23 protein-coding genes and 1 pseudogene are annotated in these 24408 nt (G+C 60.6%); 18 read left to right on the top strand and 6 right to left on the bottom strand.

Annotation, left to right across the window (positions count from 1 at the left end; all coding sequences use genetic code 11):
* The first annotated feature begins 99 nt into the window (after nt 1-99).
* Nucleotides 100-1917 (top strand): NAD(P)/FAD-dependent oxidoreductase, encoded by a 1818-nt coding sequence (locus P3S72_RS28095; protein ID WP_276195213.1) that lies wholly within the window; start codon nt 100-102, stop codon nt 1915-1917.
* A 115-nt stretch (nt 1918-2032) separates the two neighbouring features.
* On the opposite strand, the gene P3S72_RS28090 is transcribed toward P3S72_RS28095, so the two are convergent.
* The gene (locus P3S72_RS28090; protein WP_276195212.1) at nt 2033-3073 is read right to left on the bottom strand and encodes a low specificity L-threonine aldolase; all 1041 of its coding nucleotides are present in this window, start codon (nt 3071-3073) and stop codon (nt 2033-2035) included.
* Between the two features lie 90 nt (nt 3074-3163).
* Between P3S72_RS28090 and P3S72_RS28085 the strand changes: the two genes are divergently transcribed.
* The 12 genes and pseudogenes from P3S72_RS28085 to fdhA all read left to right on the top strand — a co-directional run bounded on the left by P3S72_RS28085 (nt 3164) and on the right by fdhA (nt 17353).
* Nucleotides 3164-3901, top strand: coding sequence for a TraX family protein (locus tag P3S72_RS28085; protein WP_276195211.1), 738 nt, complete (start codon nt 3164-3166; stop codon nt 3899-3901).
* Nucleotides 3902-4098: 197 nt separating this feature from the next.
* Nucleotides 4099-7395 (top strand): RHS repeat-associated core domain-containing protein, encoded by a 3297-nt coding sequence (locus P3S72_RS28080; RefSeq protein WP_276195210.1) that lies wholly within the window; start codon nt 4099-4101, stop codon nt 7393-7395.
* Between the two features lie 22 nt (nt 7396-7417).
* Nucleotides 7418-7612, top strand: a complete 195-nt coding sequence (locus tag P3S72_RS28075; RefSeq protein ID WP_276195209.1) for a hypothetical protein — start codon at nt 7418-7420, stop codon at nt 7610-7612.
* Between the two features lie 56 nt (nt 7613-7668).
* Nucleotides 7669-7860: a hypothetical protein gene (locus P3S72_RS28070; protein ID WP_276195208.1), complete on the top strand. Its 192-nt coding sequence runs from the start codon at nt 7669-7671 to the stop codon at nt 7858-7860.
* Between the two features lie 57 nt (nt 7861-7917).
* Nucleotides 7918-8073, top strand: a pseudogene (locus P3S72_RS28065) (hypothetical protein); the annotation flags it as partial.
* Between the two features lie 413 nt (nt 8074-8486).
* A complete protein-coding gene (locus P3S72_RS28060; protein ID WP_247403722.1) occupies nt 8487-9740 on the top strand; it encodes a serine hydroxymethyltransferase in 1254 nt (417 codons plus the stop codon).
* A 22-nt stretch (nt 9741-9762) separates the two neighbouring features.
* Nucleotides 9763-11013: a sarcosine oxidase subunit beta gene (locus P3S72_RS28055; protein ID WP_003176546.1), complete on the top strand. Its 1251-nt coding sequence runs from the start codon at nt 9763-9765 to the stop codon at nt 11011-11013.
* A 15-nt stretch (nt 11014-11028) separates the two neighbouring features.
* A complete protein-coding gene (locus P3S72_RS28050) occupies nt 11029-11331 on the top strand; it encodes a sarcosine oxidase subunit delta (RefSeq protein WP_276195207.1) in 303 nt (100 codons plus the stop codon).
* Nucleotides 11328-14345, top strand: a complete 3018-nt coding sequence (locus tag P3S72_RS28045) for a sarcosine oxidase subunit alpha (protein ID WP_276195206.1) — start codon at nt 11328-11330, stop codon at nt 14343-14345. Before P3S72_RS28050 ends, P3S72_RS28045 begins: the two co-directional genes overlap by 4 nt.
* 122 nt (nt 14346-14467) lie before the next feature.
* Nucleotides 14468-15100: a sarcosine oxidase subunit gamma family protein gene (soxG, locus tag P3S72_RS28040; RefSeq protein WP_276195205.1), complete on the top strand. Its 633-nt coding sequence runs from the start codon at nt 14468-14470 to the stop codon at nt 15098-15100.
* A gap of 10 nt (nt 15101-15110) precedes the next feature.
* On the top strand, nt 15111-15968 hold the full coding sequence (gene purU / locus P3S72_RS28035; RefSeq protein WP_276195204.1) for a formyltetrahydrofolate deformylase: 858 nt from the start codon (nt 15111-15113) through the stop codon (nt 15966-15968).
* A 185-nt stretch (nt 15969-16153) separates the two neighbouring features.
* On the top strand, nt 16154-17353 hold the full coding sequence (gene fdhA, locus P3S72_RS28030; RefSeq protein WP_048722231.1) for a formaldehyde dehydrogenase, glutathione-independent: 1200 nt from the start codon (nt 16154-16156) through the stop codon (nt 17351-17353).
* Between the two features lie 46 nt (nt 17354-17399).
* Here fdhA and P3S72_RS28025 read toward each other — a convergent pair whose 3' ends face one another.
* From P3S72_RS28025 to P3S72_RS28010, 4 genes are all read right to left on the bottom strand, one after another.
* On the bottom strand, nt 17400-17816 hold the full coding sequence (locus P3S72_RS28025) for a hypothetical protein (RefSeq protein ID WP_276195203.1): 417 nt from the start codon (nt 17814-17816) through the stop codon (nt 17400-17402).
* Between the two features lie 186 nt (nt 17817-18002).
* On the bottom strand, nt 18003-18365 hold the full coding sequence (locus P3S72_RS28020; RefSeq protein WP_276195202.1) for a hypothetical protein: 363 nt from the start codon (nt 18363-18365) through the stop codon (nt 18003-18005).
* A 137-nt stretch (nt 18366-18502) separates the two neighbouring features.
* Entirely contained in the window at nt 18503-18763 is a 261-nt protein-coding gene (locus P3S72_RS28015; RefSeq protein WP_247404332.1) for a hypothetical protein, read from the bottom strand.
* 411 nt (nt 18764-19174) lie between these two features.
* Entirely contained in the window at nt 19175-19633 is a 459-nt protein-coding gene (locus P3S72_RS28010; protein ID WP_276195201.1) for an anti-sigma factor, read from the bottom strand.
* Nucleotides 19634-19769: 136 nt separating this feature from the next.
* Between P3S72_RS28010 and P3S72_RS28005 the strand changes: the two genes are divergently transcribed.
* Together P3S72_RS28005 and P3S72_RS28000 are read left to right on the top strand one after the other, a co-directional pair.
* Complete coding sequence (locus tag P3S72_RS28005; protein ID WP_276195200.1) at nt 19770-20342, top strand: DUF2780 domain-containing protein; 573 nt, start codon at nt 19770-19772, stop codon at nt 20340-20342.
* A 154-nt stretch (nt 20343-20496) separates the two neighbouring features.
* The gene (locus P3S72_RS28000) at nt 20497-20703 is read left to right on the top strand and encodes a hypothetical protein (RefSeq protein WP_276195199.1); all 207 of its coding nucleotides are present in this window, start codon (nt 20497-20499) and stop codon (nt 20701-20703) included.
* A 15-nt stretch (nt 20704-20718) separates the two neighbouring features.
* Here the strand turns inward: P3S72_RS28000 and P3S72_RS27995 are convergent, their stop codons facing one another.
* Entirely contained in the window at nt 20719-21612 is an 894-nt protein-coding gene (locus tag P3S72_RS27995; RefSeq protein ID WP_276195198.1) for an acyltransferase, read from the bottom strand.
* 172 nt (nt 21613-21784) lie between these two features.
* Between P3S72_RS27995 and P3S72_RS27990 the strand changes: the two genes are divergently transcribed.
* The 3 genes from P3S72_RS27990 to creC are packed head-to-tail and all read left to right on the top strand — an operon-like array spanning nt 21785 to nt 24402.
* Nucleotides 21785-22285 (top strand): ATP-dependent zinc protease, encoded by a 501-nt coding sequence (locus P3S72_RS27990; protein WP_276195197.1) that lies wholly within the window; start codon nt 21785-21787, stop codon nt 22283-22285.
* Between the two features lie 9 nt (nt 22286-22294).
* The gene (gene creB, locus P3S72_RS27985; RefSeq protein ID WP_276195196.1) at nt 22295-22963 is read left to right on the top strand and encodes a two-component system response regulator CreB; all 669 of its coding nucleotides are present in this window, start codon (nt 22295-22297) and stop codon (nt 22961-22963) included.
* Nucleotides 22963-24402, top strand: a complete 1440-nt coding sequence (gene creC / locus P3S72_RS27980; RefSeq protein ID WP_276195195.1) for a two-component system sensor histidine kinase CreC — start codon at nt 22963-22965, stop codon at nt 24400-24402. Before creB ends, creC begins: the two co-directional genes overlap by 1 nt.
* Nucleotides 24403-24408: the final 6 nt, after the last annotated feature.

Below are 24408 nucleotides of genomic sequence, written 5' to 3'. Positions count from 1 at the left end.
TTCCTACAAGTATCTACGCTGAGCAGCGCACCCGTCGTATTCGCCCTTCGCAGTTAAGCAGTAGGTGGACGTCCTCATTACATGCCAAGGATGATTGCCATGTCTGCTATTCCCTCCCGCAGTAAAGGCGCCGCGCGCTTGCTTGCCAACGATGTCACTGCACTTGTTCCAGACTTTCCTTTTCATTACGCCCGGTTTCTCGATACGGCCGCCCGTAACGGCACGCCGTTGGCGCAGGTATCCCGCCTGGCATATGGCAGCCAGGTATTGATCGTCGGCGCCGGAGTCGCTGGAATGGTGGCGGCGTATGAAGCCATGCGCATGGGGTTGCACCCGGTGGTGGTAGAGGCCAGTGACCGCATCGGTGGGCGACTGTATTCCTATGTGGTGGGTGATCCGCAAGATTCTACGAACAGTGTTATCTGCGAAATGGGTGCCATGCGCTTTCCTGTTTCAGGCAAGGCGTTGATGCACTATTTCGACAAAGTTGGCATGCGGGAAAACTCGACGGAGTTTCCCAATCCGGGGTCGCCTTCTACCCCCAGCACGGTCGTCGACTACCAGCAAAAACAGGTTTATTACGAAGGCGATAATCTGCCGGTTGATTACGCTGAGATCGAGCGCAAGCTATTCGAAGTATTTCTTGAGCAGGACCCGATCAAGTTCACCGAGATGGAAGCGGCAATGTCCGAGGGCAGCCTTGATCAGGCCCGGATCAAAGCCTTGTGGAACGCGATCCTTGATGCGGGTTGGGACAACCTCAGTTTTTTTGCCGCGATGGTCGAGCAGGCGGGTTGGAGTCGCGAAGATATCGATCTGTTCGGCCAGATCGGCTTCGGCACTGGCGGTTGGAACACCGATTACCCGAACTGCTTCCTGGAGGTGTTACGGGTGCTGTATACCGGGTTGGATACCAACCACAAGCTGATGTATGACGGTTCCAGCGAGCTGCCAAACCGGCTGTGGACGCGTGCCCCGGATATCTTCGGCGACGCGATGGTCCATTGGCCTGCGGGCACCACCGTCCAAGGCCTGACTACCCAGGTCATCGCTCAGCCTTTGAAGCAGGAAGTGCGGCAGATCCTGCGGCGGCCGGATGGCGAGTTCGACGTGTGGGTGTTTGATCACAACCTGGGAAGCGACCGCCAATACACCTTTCCTGCCGTGGTCTATACCCCGCACAAACGGGTCCTCGACAAATTCCGTTATATGGATGGCGCTGCCCGCTTCAACGCGATGAATGACCTGTTATCCGGCAAGGAATGGGAAGCGGTGATGTACACCCATTACATGCAGTCGGCAAAAATCTTCGCGCAAACCAAACGACCGTTCTGGACCGACAGGGAGGCTGATTCGCAGTACAGGATGAGTGTGACGTTGTCGGATCGAATCACCCGCGGCACCTACCTGCTGGACTATGGCGATAGCCCGGGACCTCACAACGGCAGTGGCCTGTTTTTGTCTTACACCTGGAATGATGACGCCCTCAAATTCCTGGGTGATCGCAGTGCGCCGCTGCCGTCCCACGTGCAGTTATGCACAACCCTGCTGGATAGCGTGTATGCCCCTCATCAGTTGAATCTGGCCGCTGAGTTCGGCATGACCAACCCGTTTGTTGAAATCAACTGGGAAGAGCAGCCGTTTTTCCTGTGCGCGTTCAAAATGAACCTGCCGGGACAGTACGAGTACCAGCGCTTGTTGTTTTCTCAGTTCATGAACGGTGTGTCGAGCGCGAACCCCGATGGCTTCATTCTCGCGGGTGACGACGTTTCGTGGACGGGAGGCTGGGCGGAAGGGGCGGTGACGACGGCCTTGAACGCCGTCAATAAACTGGCGGTGAAATTCAACGGCGGGACCCATCTCACCAACCGCGGCCCCATTGATGAATGGCAAGCGCTTCAGCCGAAGGCCTTGTGAACATACGTGGGTGAGCCAGATGCGCGAGCGGTAGGCGTTGGGCGTTAAATCATGCGCCAGCCAGTTGCTGCAGGCCCGCGTCGCAGGTCATGAGCCTGCGACGCGGGCCGTCGTTTCAGGCGCCCATCACTTCACGAATATCCGCCGCCAGTTCGCGCACGCGTTCTTCCTCGGTGTCCCACGCACACATGAAGCGCGCGCCGCCTTTGCCGATGAAGGTGTAGAAGCGCCAGCCCTTGGCCGTCAGCGCGGCAATGGCCGGCTCCGAGAGTTGCAGGAACACGCCGTTGGCCTGCACCGGAAACATCAACTCGACCCCTGGAATATCCGCCACCAGGCTGCTCAACAACTGCGCGCAGTGGTTGGCGTGGCGCGCGTGTTTGAGCCAGGCGTCGTTTTCCAGCAGGCCCACCCACGGGGCCGAGAGGAAGCGCATCTTCGACGCGAGCTGGCCGGCCTGTTTGCAGCGGTAGTCGAAGTCTTCGGCCAGGGCGTGGTTGAAGAACAGGATCGCTTCGCCCACGGCCATGCCGTTTTTCGTGCCGCCAAAGCACAGCACGTCCACCCCGGCTTTCCAGGTCAGGTCGGCCGGTGAACAGCCGAGGAACGCGCAGGCGTTGGCAAAGCGCGCGCCGTCCATGTGCAGGTTCAGGCCGAGCTCTTTGCAGGTGGCGCTGATGGCGCGGATTTCTTCCGGGGTGTACACGCTGCCGACTTCAGTGGCCTGGGTGAGGGTCACCACGCGGGGTTTGGGGTAGTGGATATCCTGACGCTTGAGGGCGATCTCGCGGATCGACTCCGGGGTCAGCTTGCCGTTTTCGGTGCGTGCGGTGAGCAGCTTGGAGCCGTTGGAGAAAAACTCCGGCGCGCCGCATTCGTCGGTTTCGACGTGGGCGGTTTCCGAGCAAATCACGCTATGGTAGCTCTGGCACAACGAGGACAGCGCCAGCGAGTTGGCGGCGGTGCCGTTGAAGGCGAAGAACACTTCGCAGTCGGTCTCGAACAGGTTGCGGAAACCGTCGGCGGCGCGGTGGGTCCATTCATCATCGCCATAGGCGCGTTGATGGCCGTGGTTGGCTTGTTCCATGGCGGCCCAGGCTTCCGGGCAGATGCCGGAATAGTTATCGCTGGCGAATTGTTGGCTCTTGTCGGTCATGGCCCATTCCTGTGGTCGATGTTGGTGCGCACTGTAACCAAGATTGTCGGGCGTGCGCACGCACTGTAAATGCAAAGTCACTGGGGAATTATGCACGGTACTGAAACGTTTCCTGTCGGACGCGTCCGCGATGGCGCTTTGGATTTGCTTAAGTGGCTGGCGCTGCTGAGCATGGTACTGGACCACTTGCGTTATGTCGGGTTGAGCCTGGACGGCCTGTATGTGCCGGGACGCCTGGCGTTCCCGTGGTTTTGCCTGGCGATTGCGGCGAATGTGCATCGGATGCGCAACGTAGCGCTCACCGGCCAATGGCGTTACCTGGGCTGGCTGGTGCTGTTCAGCGTGATCAGCGAAGTGCCGTACCGGCTGTTTATCGACGATGCCGATACGTTGAACGTGTTGCCCACATTGGCGCTGGGCCTGCTGGTTGCCCGAGGATGGCAGCAGAAGGCGCTTGTTGATCGAGGATTGGCACTGATTGCCCTGGCGATAGGCGCTGTATTTTCCACGCAGCTGATGTTCGGTTTCTTTGGTGTGTTGCTGCCGTTGGCGATGCTGGTGGTGTTTCGTCGGCCATGGTATTTCAGCGTGTTGCCGGGGCTGCTGTGTGTGGCTGCCAATCAATGGCAAATCCTGCTCGATAGCGGCACGCCGGTGGCGCTGATGGGATTGAGCGCCTGCCTGCTCGCGCCGCTGCTCGGCCTGGTCCTGTTGCGACACACCCAAAACACCTCGCCACCGGCCATGCGCCGCTGGGCGTATGCCTTGTATCCCGCACATTTCCTGCTGTTGCTACTGGTCCGCGAAGCCATAGCCAACCCCTTTTAGGGATCAACCCAATGCTCTATGAGCATCAAAAATCTCATGGGGCATCTGATTTCTGTCCTCGACTGGAAACGTGTTCATTTTCTTTTATGGCTATCTGCATTGGGAAAGTTCTTACGAGAATCTCGGAAAGTCTCACCTGAGCAATACCGTCACTGCGTGATTTGATCCGAGTTTTTTTCAGACACGGATCGTTACGCATGACTGACACGCCTTGGGCTGCCCGCGAGGGCGATGCGCTTCTGCACAGTTCCATGCTGGCCGACGTTTTAGGTGGAGTCCTGGAGATTGCCGCCAACGTGGCCGTGACGGCCTTGGCGACAGCGGCGGTGGTTGCGGCGGCGGGTGTCACCGTGGCGACTGGCGGTCTCGGCTGCGTGGTACTCGGCGCTGTGGTGGGTGCGGTGGTCGGCGTCGGCATGAGCAAAAACGGCGCGGATAAAGGCCTCTCGCGATTATGTGAGTATTTCGCCAATGCCCTGTTTCCTCCCGTCATCGACGCCTTCATCAGCAGCGGTTCGCCCAACGTATTCATCAACGGTAAACCCGCTGCGCGGGCGGCTGGCAAAATCTCGGATGTAATCGCAGCGCCAGGTGGTGAGCCTGCTTATCTGGATATCGCTGAAGGGTTTTTCTCTCAGCTATGGCGCCCGACTGCCGCTACTCCGGTGGCGGGCGCGGTGCCTTGTCCTGGCGATAAAGTCGACTGCCATAAACACCCGCCGATGCCAGAGCAATACATGGCCGAGGGTTCCAGTCGCGTATTTATCAACGGCCAGCCCGCCGTGCGCAGTGGGGATCGGAGCACCTGCGAGGCCAAGGTTGGGACGGTACAGATTTCGCCGAATGTGATCATCGGCGGAGCGCCCGTGGTGGTTCGCGAGATTCGCAGCGGCAAGACGCCCGGTGTCGGGCTGGCGGTGACGGCGCTGCTGACGTTGCGCGGCGGTGGCGCGAAGTTCTTCAGCACGTTGCCGTGCATGGCCGTGGGCGGGCTGGCGTCGTGGGGCAGCGGCCAGGTGAGCAATGCGTTGACCGCTGCGGCCGCAGGTTCGCCCAACCCGGTACACAGCGCCACGGGCGCGAAAGTTCTCGACGGTGAAGACGACGTGGACTTCGCCCTGCCGGGCCTGTTGCCGATCGAGTGGCAGCGTTACTACAGCAGTCGGGATGAACGCCGCGATGGCCTGTTCGGCGCCGGTTGGAGTGTGATCTACGAAGTCTTCGTCGAGACGGGTGGGCTTCCTGAGGGCGGCGAGCGCCTGGTCTACACCGACGAGCAGGCCCGGCAGATCGACATGGGCGTGATCCCCTTGGGCGGCGCGGTGTTCAGCGCGGGCGAAGGCCTGAGCGTGCGGCGCCATGCCAATGGCCAGTTGCTGATTGAGAGCGTCGACGGGCTCTATCGGCTGTTCGAACCAACGCCCGGCAACCCGTCGCACCTGCGCCTGAGCCAGTTAGGGGACCGCAACGACAACCGCATCCTCCTCGACTATGACGCCCAAGGTCGGCTGAGCCGGTTACGCGATTCCTTCAATGATGTGCGAATCGAATTGGGCTACAGCCGTCAATGGACCGGGCGCGTGGAACAGATCGAACGGCTGTTCCCCGATCAAAGCCGCGAAGTGTTAGCCAGCTACCACTACGATGCCGCTGGCGACCTGGCCGAAGTTCGCGATGCAATTGGGCATGTGCAGCGCCGCTTTGCCTACGACAGCGGCCAGCGCATGGTCGAGCACCAACGACCTACCGGTCTGCGTTGCTATTACCAATGGGCCTGTGTGGACGACTACGAATGGCGCGTAGTCCGACACTGGACCGACGAGGGCGACGACTACCAGTTCGACTATGACCTACACGCTGGGATCACGCGGATTACCGATGGTTTGCAACGGGTCAGCACCCGCCAATGTAATGACGCCCTTGGCCAGTTGCTTGCCGAACGGAGTTCAGCGGGCAATTTGCACCACCACTACGACGAACTCGGCAACCTGATCCAAACGCAACTGCCCGACGGCCGCTGGCTCAATCGCCTGTACTACGGCAGCGGCCACCTGCACCAGCTCAACCTCGACGGCCACGTCATCAGCGACTTTGAACGCGACCGTCTACACCGCGAAGTGCTGCGCACCCAAGGCCAACTCAGCACCCGCAGCGAATACGACCGCAGCGGCCGCCTGCGCGCACGCCAGCGCCGCCACGCCAGCCAGCCCTCGTTGATGCCGGCGGCCGCGCAAAAGCACTTCGAGTACGACCCCGCCGACAACCTGACCGGCAAACTCGACCAGCAACCCGCCGCGCAACACCGCCAACTGCTGCACTACGACGCCACCGGCCGCATCATCGCGACCCAGGACAACGTACAAGGCCAGCGCGAAACCTTCGCCTACGACGCCGCCGCCAACCTGCTCGACGGCCCGCAAACCTCAGGCGGCTTGGTGCGCCATAACCGATTGCTGACCTATCAGGACAAACGTTACCGCTACGACGGCTTTGGCCGAATGATCGAAAAACGCAGTGCTGCGCGAGGTGTGCAGCATTTCGCCTACGACGCTGAACACCGCTTGATCCAAGTGCGCAGCCAAAAAGGCGAGCGAGAAACGGTCGTGAACATGACCTACGACCCGCTCGGCCGACGCATCGCCAAAACCGAACACGACAGCCGAGGTTATGCGCTGGGCGAAACCCGCTTCACCTGGGATGGCCTGCGCCTGCTGCAGGAGCATCGGCATAGTCAAACCAGCCTGTATCTCTATGAGGACGATGGCTATACGCCGCTGGCCCGGGTTGATGGCGTGGGCGAACACCAGAGCGTGCGCTACTACCACAACGACTTGAACGGCTTGCCGGAGCAGTTGACCGAAGCCGACGGGCACAACGTCTGGCGCGCGACTTATTGGGTGTGGGGGAACAGGCTGGAGGAGGTGCGCGAAGCGTATTTTATTGAAGAGCAGAACCTGCGGTTTCAGGGGCAGTATCTGGATCGGGAAATCGGGCTGCACTACAACACGTTTCGATTTTACGATCCGGATATGGGGCGGTTTACGACGCCGGATCCGATTGGTCTGGCGGGCGGTCTGAGCCTATACCAATTTGCATCGAACCCAGTTGGCTGGGCTGATCCTTGGGGATGGAAGTGCTGGAGTACTGCTAGGAAAGACCACTGGAAAGAAGGGGCACGTACAGCTCCTAAGGGTAAGTACTCTGCTAAGAATCTGGCGCGGATGTCGGAAGGAAAAGCGCCCAGGATGAAAGTGGAGATCCGTTACCGTGACAGCGCGAGGAATCGAAGACTCAAGCGTGTCGGCACGAAGAGGGAGATAGATATATCGATGGAGCTGAACCATCAATACATTCCTCAGCGCTCCGGCTCGAAGGTCGCTCATGAGGATTGGAATTTGACCAAAACCCCACCTTGGGGGCATGAGTCGATGGACAAGTATCGCCATACTGGTTGGGATGTGGTGAGAGTTGTAAAAACAACCGGGCAATGGTGATACGGAACTTATAGGAGAGAACATGAATGAGTTGACGGATTTTCACGTTTTTTGGGGCGCTGCAATGGGGGGCGCACAAAAGCAATCCGCTTCCATGGATGCCGATGGCGCAGAGGAATTTGCTCGATCGTTGTATGACGATTATGTAGAGCAAGGCGCTCCAAAAAATAAAAAAAATGGCTGTCTGAGCGCCTTAAAAGTGAGTTTCTTTGTTTGAAAGAAAAACCCGTATGGGTAGGAGAGCCCGCCTGGTTGTATCACCAGGGGCGCCCCATGGCCTTTCTACATCAATTTTTAATATCACCTTCGGCGCTGCACTTAGGAGAAAAAATGTCATTGGGCGATACCGTCTATGTGTTTGGCTCAAAACACATCGTCGAAAAATCGAAAGAGAGTGGCTGGACAGTAATCTATCGAATAGCTGTGCAAACATTTGAGGGTGAAACGGTAACGGAAATTTCATAAGTTCAGTTTTGGAAAGGGAATTAAATGAACTTGTTTAATAACTCCCTATGCACAACTGGCACGCCGGCCAACTTCAATGAAATCCGCATGGAGGACAAGAAGGGGTTGGAACAGGTGTATATCCATACCGAGAGGAATCAGGGCATCGTGGTTGAGGTGGATGAGAGCCACTCCGTCGGGCATGACCGGAACAAGCATATTAGGCATGACGAGGTGGGTGAACACCTGCGACTGGTGTGCGGCAGGAGCGTGCTGGAGCTTAATGCCAGCGGGCAGATCAACCTGACGGGAGTGTAGATCAATGCCTACTCTGAGGGGAGCGCTCAAGTGAATACCTGGGGCTAGTTGAACATCAACATCGGAGGTAAAGAGCGCACGAGCCCGATGGACCAAGGGGTTAGATAGCGGTGTGTCTGCCACGGCATGTGCAAGCTGATCCACCGCTATCGGGGGCAAGTCGAACCGTCGCACCGCCCCTTCCACATTTGTTCGGCGTTGTTGTCGCCATGTCGTAAACGCACCTTTGCGTGGCGTCCGTAGGCATTTGACCTATCGGCGCCAGCCCTACCATCGCATCAAAGGGCTCTGCATGGGCCTTAACAATACGAAAAGCTGGGAGAGACGCGATGTTCAGCAAACAAGACCAGATCCAGGGATATGACGACGCACTGCTCGCGGCCATGAATGCTGAGGAGCAGCGGCAGGAAGATCATATCGAGCTGATCGCGTCGGAGAACTACACCAGCAAACGCGTGATGCAAGCCCAGGGCAGCGGCCTGACCAACAAATACGCCGAAGGCTACCCGGGCAAGCGCTACTACGGTGGCTGCGAGCACGTGGACAAGGTCGAAGCCCTGGCCATCGAACGCGCCAAGCAGTTGTTCGGCGCCGATTACGCCAACGTGCAACCGCACTCCGGCTCCTCCGCCAACAGCGCGGTGTACCTGGCGCTGTTGAACGCCGGTGACACCATCCTCGGCATGAGCCTGGCCCACGGCGGTCACCTGACCCACGGCGCTAAAGTGTCGTCCTCGGGCAAGCTGTACAACGCGGTGCAATACGGCATCAACACCGACACCGGCCTGATCGACTACGACGAAGTCGAGCGCCTGGCCGTGGAGCACCAGCCGAAGATGGTGGTGGCCGGTTTCTCCGCCTACTCAAAAACCCTGGATTTCCCACGCTTTCGTCAGATCGCCGACAAGGTCGGTGCGCTGCTGTTCGTCGACATGGCCCACGTCGCCGGCCTGGTGGCTGCCGGTTTGTACCCGAACCCGCTGCCCTACGCCGACGTGGTCACCACCACCACCCACAAGACCCTGCGCGGTCCGCGTGGCGGCCTGATTCTGGCGCGTGCCAACGAGACGATTGAAAAGAAACTCAACGCCGCCGTATTCCCCGGCGCCCAGGGCGGCCCGCTGATGCACGTCATCGCCGGCAAGGCGGTGTGCTTCAAGGAAGCCCAGGAGCCGGGCTTCAAGGTCTACCAGCAACACGTGATCGACAACGCCCAGGCCATGGCCAGCGTGTTTATCAAACGCGGCTACGATGTAGTGTCGGGCGGCACCGATAACCACCTGTTCCTGGTCAGCCTGATTCGCCAGGGCCTCACCGGTAAAGAGGCGGACGCCGCCCTCGGTCGCGCCCACATCACCGTCAACAAGAACGCCGTGCCGAATGACCCGCAGTCGCCGTTCGTGACCTCGGGCCTGCGCATCGGCACCCCGGCGGTGACCACGCGCGGTTTCAAAGTGCCGCAATGCATCGAACTGGCTGGCTGGATCTGCGACATCCTCGACAACCTCGGCGACGCCGATGTCGAGGCCGACGTGGCCAAGCACGTGTCTGCCCTGTGCGCTGATTTCCCGGTTTATCGCTGAGCGCGGTTTTGGAGTAATGACTATGCAACGCTACTCGGGCTTCGGCCTCTTCAAGCACTCACTCAGCCACCACGAAAACTGGCAGAAGATGTGGCGCACGCCGACGCCTAAAAAGGTCTACGACGTGGTCATCGTCGGCGGTGGCGGGCATGGTCTGGCGACCGCCTACTACCTGGCCAAGGAGCACGGCATCACCAACGTGGCCGTGGTCGAGAAAGGCTGGTTAGGCGGCGGTAACACCGCACGCAACACCACCATCGTGCGTTCCAACTACCTGTGGGACGAGTCGGCGCACCTGTACGAACACGCGATGAAACTGTGGGAAGGCCTGTCCCAGGACCTGAACTACAACGTGATGTTCTCCCAGCGCGGCGTCTACAACCTGTGCCACACCCTGCAGGACATCCGCGATTCCGAGCGTCGCGTCAGCGCCAACCGCCTCAACGGCGTGGACGGCGAGTTGCTCAACGCGCAACAAGTGGCAGACGAAATTCCGTACCTCGATTGCTCGAAGAACACCCGCTACCCGGTGCTCGGCGCCACCGTGCAACGGCGCGGCGGCGTAGCCCGTCACGACGCCGTGGCCTGGGGCTTTGCCCGCGCCGCCGACGCACTCGGGGTGGATTTGATCCAGCAAACCGAAGTGATCGGCTTCCGTAAGGAAAACGGCGTGTGCATCGGCGTGGAAACCAACAAGGGCTTTATCGGCGCCAAGCGCGTCGGCGTGGTCACGGCCGGTAACTCCGGGCACATGGCCTCGCTTGCCGGTTTCCGCCTGCCGATCGAATCCCACCCGCTGCAAGCGCTGGTGTCGGAGCCGATCAAGCCAATTATCGACAGCGTGATCATGTCCAACGCTGTACACGGCTACATCAGCCAGTCCGACAAGGGCGACCTGGTGATCGGCGCCGGTATTGACGGCTACAACGGCTACGGCCAGCGCGGCTCGTACCCGGTGATCGAACACACCATCCAGGCCATCGTCGAGATGTTCCCGGTGTTGTCGCGCGTGCGCATGAACCGCCAGTGGGGCGGCATCGTCGACACCACGCCGGACGCCTGCCCGATCATCTCCAAGACCCCAGTGCCGAACATGTTCTTCAACTGCGGTTGGGGCACCGGTGGCTTCAAGGCCACTCCGGGTTCAGGCAACGTATTTGCCGCGAGCCTGGCCAAGGGTGAAATGCACCCGTTGGCCGCACCTTTTTCCATCGACCGGTTCCACAACGGTGCGTTGATCGACGAACACGGCGCCGCGGCCGTCGCCCACTAACAGGAGAAATTTCCTATGTTGCATATCTTCTGTCCTCACTGTGGCGAACTACGCTCCGAAGAGGAATTCCACGCGTCCGGCCAAGCGCACATCCCGCGCCCGCTGGACCCGAACGCCTGCACCGATGAAGAGTGGGGCGACTACATGTTCTTTCGCGACAACCCCCGTGGCCTGCACCACGAGCTGTGGATTCACGCCGCCGGTTGCCGTCAGTACTTCAACGCGACCCGCGACACCGTGACTTACGAAATTCTTGAAACCTACAAGATCGGCACCACGCCGCAATTCACCGCCAAGGCTGCTGGAGCGAAGGTATGAGCCAGATCAATCGCCTGTCCAACGGTGGTCGGATCGACCGTAACAAAGTCCTGACCTTTAGCTTCAACGGCCAGAGCTACAAAGGCTTCGAAGGCGACACCCTGGCCGCCGCGCTGCTGGCCAACGGTGTCGACATCATCGGCCGCAGCTTCAAGTACTCGCGCCCCCGCGGCATCTTTGCCGCCGGTGCCGAAGAGCCGAACGCGGTGCTGCAGATCGGCGCCACCGAAGCCACCCAGATTCCCAACGTGCGCGCCACGCAACAAGCGTTGTACCAGGGGTTGGTCGCCACCAGCACCAACGGCTGGCCGAGCGTGAACAACGACGTGATGGGCATTCTCGGCAAAGTCGGCGGCAAGCTGATGCCGCCGGGTTTCTACTACAAAACCTTCATGTACCCGCAGTCGTTCTGGATGACTTACGAGAAGTACATCCGCAAGGCCGCTGGCCTGGGCCGCTCGCCGACCGAAAACGACCCGGACACCTACGACAACTTCAACCGTCACTGCGACGTGCTGGTGGTGGGCGCAGGCCCGGCTGGCCTGGCTGCCGCATTGGCCGCCGCGCGCAGCGGTGCCCGCGTGATCATCGCCGATGAACAGGAAGAGTTCGGTGGCTCGTTGCTCGATTCCCGCGAAAGCCTCGACGGCAAGCCTGCGGATCAATGGGTCGCCAGCGTGATTGCCGAACTCAAAGCCCTGCCGGACGTGGTGCTGCTGCCCCGCGCCACGGTCAACGGCTACCACGACCATAACTTCCTGACCATTCACGAGCGCCTCACCGATCACCTCGGCGACCGCGCCCCGATCGGCCAGGTGCGCCAGCGTATCCACCGCGTGCGTGCCAAGCGCGTGGTGCTGGCGACCGGTGCGTGCGAGCGTCCGCTGGTGTACGGCAACAACGACGTGCCGGGCAATATGCTCGCCGGTGCGGTCTCGACTTACGTGCGCCGTTACGGCGTGGCACCGGGTCAAAAGCTGCTGCTGTCGACCAACAACGACCACGCCTACCGCGTCGCGCTGGACTGGTTAGAGGCCGGCCTGAAGGTGGTGGCCGTGGCCGATGCCCGTCACAACCCACGCGGCGCGCTGGTGGAAGAAGCCCGCGCCAAAGGCATTCGTATCCTCACCGGCAGCGCCGTGATCGAAGCCCGTGGCAGCAAACACGTGACCGGCGCCCGCGTTGCCGCGATCGATGTCAAAGCGCATACCGTCACCAGCCCCGGCGAGTGGTTGGACTGCGATCTGGTCGCCAGCTCCGGCGGCTACAGCCCGGTGGTCCACCTGGCGTCGCACTTGGGCGGCAAGCCGACCTGGCGCGAAGACATCCTCGGTTTTGTACCGGGTGAAGCACCGCAAAAGCGCGTGTGCGTCGGCGGTATCAACGGCGTCTACGGCCTTGGCGATTCCCTGGCGGATGGTTTTGAAGGCGGCGTGCGCGCCGCCAGCGAAGCCGGTTTCGCGCCGGTGCAAGGCACGCTGCCAAAAGCCTTGAACCGCCTGGAAGAACCGACCCTGGCGCTGTTCCAGGTGCCTCACGAAAAAGCCACCGCACGGGCGCCCAAGCAATTTGTCGACCTGCAGAACGACGTCACCGCCGCGGCCATCGAGCTCGCCACCCGCGAAGGTTTCGAGTCGGTGGAGCACGTCAAACGCTACACCGCGCTGGGCTTCGGCACCGACCAGGGCAAGCTGGGTAACGTCAACGGCCTAGCCATTGCCGCGCGCTCGCTGAACGTGACCATCCCGCAGATGGGCACCACCATGTTCCGCCCCAACTACACGCCGGTGACCTTCGGCGCGGTCGCGGGCCGGCACTGTGGGCATATCTTCGAGCCCGTTCGCTACACCGCGCTGCACGCCTGGCATGTGAAGAACGGCGCCGAGTTTGAAGACGTCGGTCAGTGGAAACGCCCGTGGTACTTCCCGCGCAATGGTGAAGACCTGCACGCGGCGGTCAAACGCGAATGCCTGGCGGTGCGCGACAGCGTCGGCCTGCTGGATGCGTCGACCCTCGGCAAGATCGACATTCAAGGCCCGGATGCCCGCGAGTTCCTCAACCGCATCTACAGCAACGCCTGGACCAAGCTCGACGTGGGCAAGGCGCGCTACGGCCTGATGTGCAAGGAAGACGGCATGGTCTTCGACGACGGCGTGACCGCGTGCCTGGCCGACAACCACTTCCTGATGACCACCACCACCGGCGGCGCCGCCCGTGTGCTGCAGTGGCTGGAAATCTACCAACAGACCGAATGGCCAGACCTCAAGGTCTACTTCACCTCGGTCACCGACCACTGGGCGACCATGACCCTGTCCGGCCCCAACAGCCGCAAGCTGCTGGCCGAAGTCACCGACATCGACCTGGACAAGGACGGCTTCCCGTTCATGACCTGGAAAGAAGGCCTGGTCGGCGGTGTGCCGGCGCGGGTGTTCCGCATCTCGTTTACCGGCGAGCTGTCGTATGAAGTCAACGTGCAGGCCGACTACGCCATGGGCGTGCTCGAACAAATCGTCGCGGCGGGCAAGCAGTACAACCTGACCCCGTATGGCACTGAAACCATGCACGTATTGCGGGCCGAGAAGGGCTTCATCATCGTCGGCCAGGATACCGATGGCTCGATGACCCCGGACGACTTGAACATGGGCTGGTGCGTCGGCCGCACCAAACCGTTCTCGTGGATCGGCTGGCGCGGCATGAACCGTGAAGACTGCGTGCGCGAAGAGCGTAAGCAACTGGTGGGCTTGAAGCCGATCGATCCGACGGTGTGGCTACCAGAAGGCGCGCAACTGGTGTTCGACGCCAAGCAGACGATCCCGATGAAGATGGTCGGCCACGTCACTTCCAGCTATGCGCATAACTCCCTGGGTTATTCGTTTGCGATGGCGGTGGTCAAGGGCGGCTTGAAGCGCATCGGCGAGCGGGTGTTTTCGCCCCAGGCCGATGGCAGCGTGATCGAGGCGGAGATTGTGTCTTCGGTGTTCTTCGATCCGAAAGGCGAGCGGCAGAACATCTGACGGACCGAGTCGCCTGCATCGGGGGCAAGCCCCTCCCACATTTTGAAATGCATTCCCCTGTGGGAGGGGGCTTGCCCCCGATGAGGCCAGAACAGTCACCACAGAATTCAAACAGGTGCTTTATGACAGCAGCCAACGTTTACCCACAACGCCCCACCACCGGCGCCAAGGCCGAGTCGTCGCTGCACCATGCCGACCTCGCCAGCCTGATCGGCAAGGGCCGCAAGAATGCCGGCGTGACCGTGCGTGAAAAGAAACTCCTCGGCCACCTGACTATCCGTGGCGACGGCCATGACGCCGCGTTTGCAGCAGGCGTCCACAAAGCCCTGGGCATCGAACTGCCCGGCGCCCTGAGCGTGATCGTCAAGGGCGACACCAGCCTGCAATGGCTCGGCCCGGATGAGTGGTTGCTGGTGGTGCCGAGCGGTGAAGAATTCGCCGCCGAACAAAACCTGCGCGCCGCCCTGGGCGATCTGCACATCCAGATCGTCAACGTCAGCGGCGGTCAGCAGATCCTCGAACTGCGCGGCCCGAACGTGCGCGACGTGCTGATGAAGTCCACCAGTTATGACGTACACCCCGACAACTTCCCGGTGGGCAAGGCGGTGGGCACGGTGTTCGCCAAGTCGCAATTGGTGATCCGCCATACCGCTGAAGACACCTGGGAGCTGGTGATTCGTCGCAGCTTCTCGGATTACTGGTGGTTGTGGTTGCAGGATGCCTCGGCCGAATTCGGCCTGAGCGTTCAAGCCTGAGGAGTGACCCATGAGCCGCGCACCCGATACATGGATTTTGACCGCCGACTGCCCCAGCGTGCTCGGCACGGTGGACGCGGTCACCCGCTACCTGTTCGAGCAGGGGTGCTACGTCACTGAGCACCACTCGTTCGATGACCGGTTGTCAGCGCGCTTTTTTATCCGCGTGGAGTTTCGCCAGCCGGACGGTTTCGATGAACAAGCGTTCCGCGACGGCCTGGCCGCGCGCGGGCAAGCGTTTGGGATGATCTTCGAGCTGACGGCGCCGAACTACCGGCCCAAAGTGGTGATCATGGTGTCGAAGGCTGATCACTGCCTGAACGACTTGCTGTATCGCCAGCGTATCGGCCAACTGTCGATGGACGTGGTCGCGGTGGTGTCCAACCACGCCGATCTGAAGCCGTTGGCCGACTGGCACCAGATTCCCTACCACCACTTCGCCCTAGACCCCCACGACAAACCGTCCCAGGAGCGTCAGGTGTGGCAAGTGATTGAACAGACCGGCGCCGAACTGGTGATTCTTGCGCGCTACATGCAAGTGCTGTCGCCGGAGCTGTGCCGCAAGCTCGATGGCAAGGCGATCAATATCCACCACTCATTGTTGCCGGGGTTCAAGGGCGCCAAGCCGTATCACCAGGCGTACAACAAGGGCGTGAAGCTGGTCGGCGCGACGGCGCATTACATCAACAACGACCTGGATGAAGGCCCGATCATCGCCCAGGGTGTGGAGGTGGTGGATCACAGTCACTATCCCGAGGACTTGATTGCCAAGGGGCGCGATATTGAAGGGCTGACCCTGGCCAGGGCGGTGGGGTATCACATTGAGCTGCGGGTGTTTTTGAATGCCAATCGAACGGTGGTGCTCTGACTGACGCCATCGGGAGCAAGCCCCCTCCCACATTTTGATTTGTGAACACATTCAACTGTGGGAGGGGGCTTGCTCCCGATAGGGCCATTACTAACAACGCAAAAACAGCATCTGTACCCGAGCACTCAACGCGCTGCCCACCCACGGGCAACGCGCTTCCATAAAAACAACAGCGAGGTGAAAGCATGTCTGGTAATCGTGGTGTCGTGTATCTCGGCAACGGCAAGGTCGAAGTACAGAAAATCGACTATCCCAAAATGCAGGACCCGCGTGGCAGGAAGATTGAACACGGCGTCATCCTGCGCGTGGTCTCCACCAACATCTGCGGCTCCGATCAACACATGGTGCGCGGCCGCACCACCGCCCAGACCGGCCTGGTGCTCGGTCACGAGATCACCGGTGAAGTGATCGAGAAGGGCAGCGACGTCGAGAACCTGAAAATCGGCGATCTGGTGTCCGTGCCCTTCAACGTCGCCTGCGGCCGCTGCCGCTCCTGCAAAGAGCAACACACCGGCGTGTGCCTCACCGTCAACCCGGCCCGTGCCGGTGGCGCTTACGGCTATGTCGACATGGGCGACTGGACCGGCGGCCAGGCCGAATACGTGCTGGTGCCTTACGCCGACTTCAACCTGTTGAAACTGCCGGACCGCGACAAGGCCATGGAGAAAATCCGCGACCTGACCTGCCTCTCCGACATCCTGCCCACCGGCTACCACGGCGCCGTCACTGCCGGCGTTGGCCCAGGCAGCACCGTGTACATCGCCGGTGCCGGCCCGGTCGGCCTGGCCGCTGCCGCCTCCGCGCGCCTGCTGGGCGCGGCGGTGGTGATCATCGGCGACGTCAATTCCATCCGCCTGGCCCACGCCAAGGCGCAAGGGTTTGAAGTGGTCGACCTGTCTACCGACACCCCGCTGCACGAACAAATCGCCGCCCTGCTCGGTGAGCCGGAAGTGGACTGCGCGGTCGACTGCGTGGGCTTCGAAGCACGCGGCCACGGGCATGACGGCGCCAAGGCGGAGGCCCCGGCCACCGTGCTCAACTCACTGATGGGCGTGGTGCGCGTGGCGGGCAAGATCGGCATCCCCGGGCTGTACGTCACCGAAGACCCAGGCGCCGTCGACGCCGCTGCGAAAATGGGCAGCCTGAGCATCCGCTTTGGTTTGGGCTGGGCCAAATCCCACAGCTTCCACACCGGGCAGACGCCGGTGATGAAGTACAACCGCCAACTGATGCAGGCGATCATGTGGGACCGTATTCACATTGCCGACATCGTGGGGGTTGAGGTGATCAGCCTGGATGACGCGCCGCGTGGGTATGGCGAGTTTGATGCGGGTGTGCCGAAGAAGTTTGTGATTGATCCGCATAAGTTGTTCAGCGCGGCGTAAATGCCAGAGCAAAAAATAAGGGCGCCCCGACGGGCGCCCTTATCAATTAGAGTGGGGTCGAGAGTCTAAGGTTAGCGGTCGATTTTATAGTTTCTGGCTCGCCCTTCTCATTTGTCCACGGTACTTCAATTGTTTTTCCGCCGTAGTTGCAGAATAGTTTTCCGTTAGCCTCCTGAGCAGTCTCTGCTTTTAGTTCGTACTTGTCTTCAAGGTAAGTGTCGTTGGAACCGTGTACTTCACCTGTCCATTGTTTTCCGCCAGAGGAGGCTTTGTATTTAAATGCATTGGCAAATTCTCCTCTTACGGCGTCTTTGACTTTCTCAGTCGCGACGACGGGGTCAGTGTCTTTGAAAGGAACTGCCGTTATGTCCTCGACTTTTGGGCAGATACTGATATCCGCAGCATAAGCGCTCCCAGTAAAAGCCATGATGGCCAACATTCCCAACGTAAGTTTAGAGTTCATCTCGATGTCCCGGATTGATTTGGGAACTCAATTCTAGATAGACGGGTTGGCTGTTGATACTGTGAGAGTTGACAGTTGGCTATGGCTTTTTTGCATGGGGGATATTTCTTTTTGTTTGGTTGTATCTGTTGTTGGCGTTTCAGGCATGGGCTAAATAACTCCAGGCGGACGCTGACAATACGTTAGTCATTTGAGCGTTGTGAGGCGCAGGTGGGGGTCGACCCCCTCGCCGTTTTTTATCAAGCGCTTTGCACCGTAATCACAATGAACCTTGTCGTCCCGTTCGTTGATGGCTTCTGCCTTTAGTGCATATTCTGAGTCCAGATAGTCATCGTTGGTCCCTGCCGTTTGCCCCGACCACGTTTTGCCATTGGCATTGGCGGTGTATTGATAGCCTTCGCCATACGGTGGGGGCAGGGCGGGGTCTGTGTAGGCTTTGGATTGGATGTTGCTGGGGGCGGGGCACTGGTCTATATCGGCGGGTGTGTGTTTTTGCTGTGCGCTGAAGAGGTCGAAGCCTGAGAAAAGGTTGGGTATCAATCCGATCATGATCGTTACAGCTCCTGTCTGGGTGAGCCTGTGAGAGGCTGTTTTGAATGAGCTGTCACGATGTTCAGGTTTCGTCGAGTTGCTTACCCTAGGCAGGAGAACGGGCGACAGGGCGTCGCCCCTTTTGCCTCTGGTGTTTAAGCCTGCAAGCGCCGGCTGATCACATCCAGCAAATCGCACCCATCGCGCAACGGAATGGCACAAAGCAGGGCGAAGTCCTGTAGGACGATCGTGTCGGTTTGCAGGCCTTCGCGAAACGCCAGGTTTTCCATGACTTGGGTCACTGCGCGGATGCGGTAGACGGCGGCGTCGTGGAGGACGTCGAGGGGGACTTGGGTGTCAATGAGCAGGGAAGGGGTGGTGCTGTCGTGGCCGGTGAGCGGCATGTATCGGTTCATGTTTTAACCTTCATTTCAGAGAATGGGGCTACCACTCACACGTCGCCAAACGAATGGGTGGCAGCTGTACGCAGGTTGGCGAACCGGTGAAATGAGGCAAAGCCGGCAGACCCGAGGGTCTCCCACGCACAGCCGCCATAAAGGACAGCATCGCGGGTGCAAAAAAACCTGCAAAGGAGCAGGTGCTTTTGCATGCCTTACTTCAATCGAGTCGCCAAACCCGTATCGCCATGTGGACGACCGCCGAACTATAAGCGCCATCCTTCGCCGGGAGCAAGTCGCCTGGGCGCCGAAGATCAAATGTGGGAGTGGGCTTGCCCGCGATAGCGGTGTGACAGTCCCTGCAACATTGACTGAAACTCCGCTATCGCGGGCAAGCCCACTCCCACAGGGTTTTGTGGTGCCTGTGGCTTAGCGAGTCGCCAGCGCGCCTTGATACACCGTCGGCCCGGTCGGTTGCTTGCTCACCGACCCACCCTTGGTTTCCGAACTCACCATCAAGTCCACCGGTTTGCTGATGGACTCCTGCTGGCGTGGGTTCAAGCCGATGATGCCTTTGCCATCTTCGGGCAACAGGCCGAGGGACACCGGTGCGCCGTCTTCGGGAATCGCCCACAGTTCCAGGCTTTGATCAGGAGCGGGCGCCGTCGAGGCGATCGGCTGCACTTCCAGGTAGTCCTTGTGGGCCATGATCTGCGCCGCCGGCTGCTGGGTGGTGGTCACCAGCGTGGCGGCGGATTTGATGGTGTCCTGGGTGTAGAGCGCGGCGCCGATGCCGGCAGCCACTACCGCGCAGGCGCCGATGAACAGGCGCGGGCGGCTCCAGAATGAAGGCTTGTGATCAATCACTTGGGGTTGGATCGCAGTCATAAGTCGCTTCCTGACAAATTATGTAGTCAGTTCATGGACCGGCGTATCACAGTTGGGTTCCTGAGCGGGTTTGGAACAAGTGACGCAAAGGCCAGTCAAACGCCTGCTTTTACCCCTACATCCTGAGGTTGTTTCGATGAAGATTTCACGCGGTTTCGCCCTTTTCTGCCTGATGACCCTGGCAGCCGGCCCGGTGTTCGCCGCCGGATTCAGCCTTGGCGACGCGGCCAATGCGATTTCCGGTATGCAAGGCGGTAACAACAAAGCCGCTGCCGCCGCGCCGTCGTCCGAGACGGCCGGTTTGCTGAGTGCCCTGACCTCACAATTGAATGTCACCCCCGAGCAAGCCGTCGGCGGCACCGGTGCCATGCTCGGCCTGGCCAAGAACCAACTGAGTGGCTCCGACTATTCGCAACTGGGCAAAAGCGTGCCGGGCCTCGATCAACTGTCGGGCAGCAATGCGTTGGGCAGCCTCGGCGCCTTGAGTGGGATGCTTGGCCAGAGCGGTGGCAGCAAGACCAGCGGCTTGGACGGCCTGCTGGGTAACGTGAAGAACACCAACGACCTGAACACCGCGTTCAGCGCGCTGGGCATGGACAGCGGCATGGTCGGCCAATTTGCCCCGGTGATCCTGCAATACCTGGGCGGCCAGGGTGCCAACAGTTCGCTGCTGGGCAAACTGGCCCAGGCTTGGGGCACCGGTAGCTAAGGGCGTTGCCCGCATTTGGTCAGCACCTTTTTGGCAATACGACGCAACATCTCTCGAGGAACCGTGTGGGACGTTTCGCCACCTACGCAGACCGCTCCAGGAAAATTAACCCTCTTGGAGTGGATTCTTCAATCCAGTTAGGTAGGAATCGTCCATGAACATCGTTAACACCTTCAGCACTCTCGCTAACGCTGCATATCTCCAAGCAACTACCCATAAGCCCGCTGCTGCAGAGCAAGAAAAAGCGCCTGTCCACGCGAGCCAGGAGCAGGCTGATGCGGTGAACAATCACGACACCATCGAAAGACAGCACCAATGGCGTACCGGCGATAATTCGGCCACGTGGCCTAAACGTTCGTAACGGTTACGTTGGCAATCAGGCTTCAGCAGTTGTGCTTCGCAGTTGCTGAATCCGCTGATCCTTCTCCCTCCAGAGCTGGTTGACCCAGTTCTGCACGGCCTGGCGAAACGCCGGGTCGTTTTCGTAGTCCCCCTGCCATAACGCCGGGTCCAGTTCACGGGTGCGGATGTCGATGATCACCTTCGGCACCGCGCCGCTGATCAAGTCCCAGAACCCCGGAATCTTCGCTTGCGGATAGACCACGGTGACGTCGAGCACCGCGTCCAGTTGTTCGCCCAGCGCCGCCAATACGAACGCCACGCCACCGGCCTTGGGCTTGAGCAGGCGGGTAAACGGTGAGTGTTGCTGGGCATGCTTGGTCGCGCTGAAGCGTGTGCCTTCCAGATAGTTGACCACCGTCACTGGCTGGCGCTTGAACAGCTCGCAGGCCTGCCGGGTGATCTTCAGGTCCTGGCCCGCCAGTTCCGGGTGCTTGGCCAGGAACGCCTTGCTGTAGCGCTTCATGAACGGATAATCCAGCGCCCACCAGGCCAGGCCCAGGAAGGGTACCCAGATCAGTTCTTTCTTCAGGAAAAACTTGAAGAACGGCGTGCGGCGGTTGAGGGCCTGGATCAGCGCGGGGATATCGACCCAGGATTGGTGATTGCTGATCACCAGATAGGAGGTGTCACGACGCAGGTCGTCTGCGCCGCGAATGTCCCATTGGGTCGGGATGCACAGCGCGAAGATCAGTTTGTCGATTTCGGCCCAGGTCTCGGCGATCCACATCACGGCCCATGACGCGTCATCGCGATAGCGCCCGGGGGCGACCAGTTTGAGCAGGGCCAACACCGTCAGCGGTCCGATCAGGACCAGGGTGTTGAGCAGGAGCAGCAGTGAGACGAAACAGCCGGTGAGCAGGCGGCGCATAAGTAACTCTTGGAATCCTGTGGGCAGGCCATGATAAGAGAGCGGCGTCTAGAGGCCAAATCGCAAATCGCCCCACGAATGTTTCACAATGTGCCGGGTATGGTTGCAGAACTAACTAAGTGCTGCCTTTGCGGTCTAGAATTCGCCCACTTCTTTCCGAGGAAATCACTTCGTGAAACTGCTCCTTGCCTCGCTCGCCCTGGCGGCCTTGCCGGTCATGGCCGCCGAACCGACCCTTTACGGTCGCTACGAATACATCCAGTTGCCGGAGATCGGCGAAACCTTCAAGGCCAAGATGGACACCGGCGCGCTGACCGCCTCGCTGTCGGCCCGTGACATCGAGACCTTCACCCGTGACGGCGACGACTGGGTGCGCTTTCGCGTTGGCGGCAAGGACGCTGGCAACAAAGTCTACGAACACAAGGTGGCGCGTATCAGCAAAATCAAGAGCCGCGCCGACGAAGACGAGGACAAGGAAGAAGCCACCGTGGTCAAGCGCCCGGTGATCGACCTGGAAATGTGCCTGGGCAACGTCAAGCGCACCGTCGAGGTCAACCTCACCGACCGCAGCAGCTTCAACTACCCGCTGCTGATCGGCGCCAAGGCCCTGCGTGAGTTCGGCGCAGCGGTGAACCCGGCGCGTCGCTACACCGCTGACAAACCGGACTGCTGACGGACCGCCATGCCGCACATCCTGATTGTCGAAGACGAAGCGGCGATAGCCGACACGCTGGTCTTCGCCCTGCAAGGCGAAGGCTTCACCACCACTTGGCTGAGCCTTGGCCAGGAGGCGCTGGCCCACCAGCGCCAGACGCCGGCCGACCTGATCATCCTCGACATCGGCCTGCCCGACATCAGCGGCTTTGAAACCTGCAAGCAACTGCGGCGTTTCAGTGAAGTGCCGGTGATGTTTCTCAGTGCCCGCGATAGCGAGATCGACCGCGTGGTCGGGCTGGAAATCGGTGCCGACGATTATGTGGTCAAGCCGTTCAGCCCGCGCGAAGTGGCGGCGCGGGTCAGGGCGATCCTCAAGCGTGTCGGCCAAGGCGTCGCACCGGCGGTGTTCCAGGTCGACCTGGAGCGCATGCAGATCAGCTACCGGGGCCTGGCACTGAGCCTGACCCGCCATGAGTTCCGCCTGCTGCAAAGCCTGCTGGAGCAGCCCGAGCGTGTGTTCAGCCGCGAACAACTGCTGGACGCGGTCGGCGTGCCGGCCGATGCAGGTTACGAGCGCAATATCGACAGCCATATCAAAAGCCTGCGCAGCAAACTACGCAGCGTGGCGGCGCAGGCCGAACCGATCCAGACCCATCGCGGCCTGGGCTACAGCTACAGCCCGAGCCACAGCTGATGCGCCTGGGGCTGCGGATTTTCCTGGTCTACGCGCTGTTTATCGGCCTCACCGGTTACTTCGTGCTGAGCACCGTGATGAAGGAAATCCGCCCCGGCGTGCGCCAGTCCACCGAGGAAACCCTGGTGGACACCGCCAACCTGCTGGCGGAAATCCTGCGCAATGACGTCAAGCACGGCACCCTCGGCCAAAGCCACTGGCCGGAGCTGCTCAAGGCCTACGGCACCCGCCAGCCGGGCGCGACCATCTGGGGCCTGCCGAAAAACCAGGTCAACCACCGCATCTACGTGACCGACGCCAACGGCACGGTGTTGCTCGACTCCAGCGGCGAAGCCGTGGGCCAGGACTATTCCAAATGGAACGACGTGTACCTGACCCTGCGCGGCGAATACGGCGCACGTTCCACCCGCAGCGCACCGGATGACCCAGCCTCGTCGGTGATGCACGTGGGCGCGCCGATTCGCGACAACGGCCAGATCATCGGCGTGGTCACGGTGGCCAAGCCGAATAGCTCGTTGCAGCCCTATGTCGACCGCACTGAGCGGCGTTTGCTGTGGTACGGCACCGGGCTGGTGATCCTCGGCCTGCTGCTCGGCGCGCTGTTGTCATGGTGGTTGAGCGTGGCACTGCGTCGGCTCACCGCGTATGCCGAGGCGGTCAGCGAGGGTCGACGCGCCGAATTGCCCCATTACCGTGGCGGCGAGCTGAAGCAGTTGTCCACCGCCGTGGAGCACATGCGCACGCAACTGGAGGGCAAGGCCTACGTCGAGCATTACGTACACACCCTGACCCACGAATTGAAGAGCCCGCTGGCGGCGATTCGCGGCGCGGCGGAGCTGTTGCAGGGCGACATGAGCCGTGAGCAGCAACAGCGCTTTGTCGCCAATATCGACACTGAAAGTAAGCGCCTGCAGCAGTTGATCGAGCGCTTGCTGAACCTGGCGCAAGTCGAGCAACGTCAGGGCTTGGAGGCGCAGGCGAGTCTGTCGCTGGCCGCGTTGGTCGACGATGTGCTCAAGGCCCAATGCGCGCGCATCGAAGGCGCCGGCTTACACGTCGAACACATGATCGGCGCTGAGGTGGCGGTCTTCGGCGAACCCTTCCTGCTGCGCCAGGCCCTGGGCAACCTGCTCGACAACGCCCTGGACTTCACACCGGCGGGCGGGGTGTTGCGGTTCAGCGCACAGACCCTCCATAACGCTGTGCAGTTCACGCTGTTCAACCAGGCCGCGCCGATCCCCGACTACGCCTTGCCGCGCCTGAGCGAGCGCTTTTACTCGCTGCCCCGCCCGGCCAGCGGGCGCAAGAGCACCGGGCTGGGCCTCAACTTTGTCGAGGAAGTGATGAAGCTGCACGGCGGCACCTTGCAGATCGGCAATGTGCAAGGTGGCGTGCAAGTGGTGCTGCATCTCCATACAGTCTCCACAGTGCCCACATAAATCCCC

It is taken from the genome of Pseudomonas sp. D3, from assembly GCF_029320995.1.
Lineage (GTDB): Bacteria > Pseudomonadota > Gammaproteobacteria > Pseudomonadales > Pseudomonadaceae > Aquipseudomonas > Aquipseudomonas paraveronii.
Note: the sequence above shows the minus strand (reverse complement) of the source record. Positions and strands in the feature narration are given on the sequence as shown.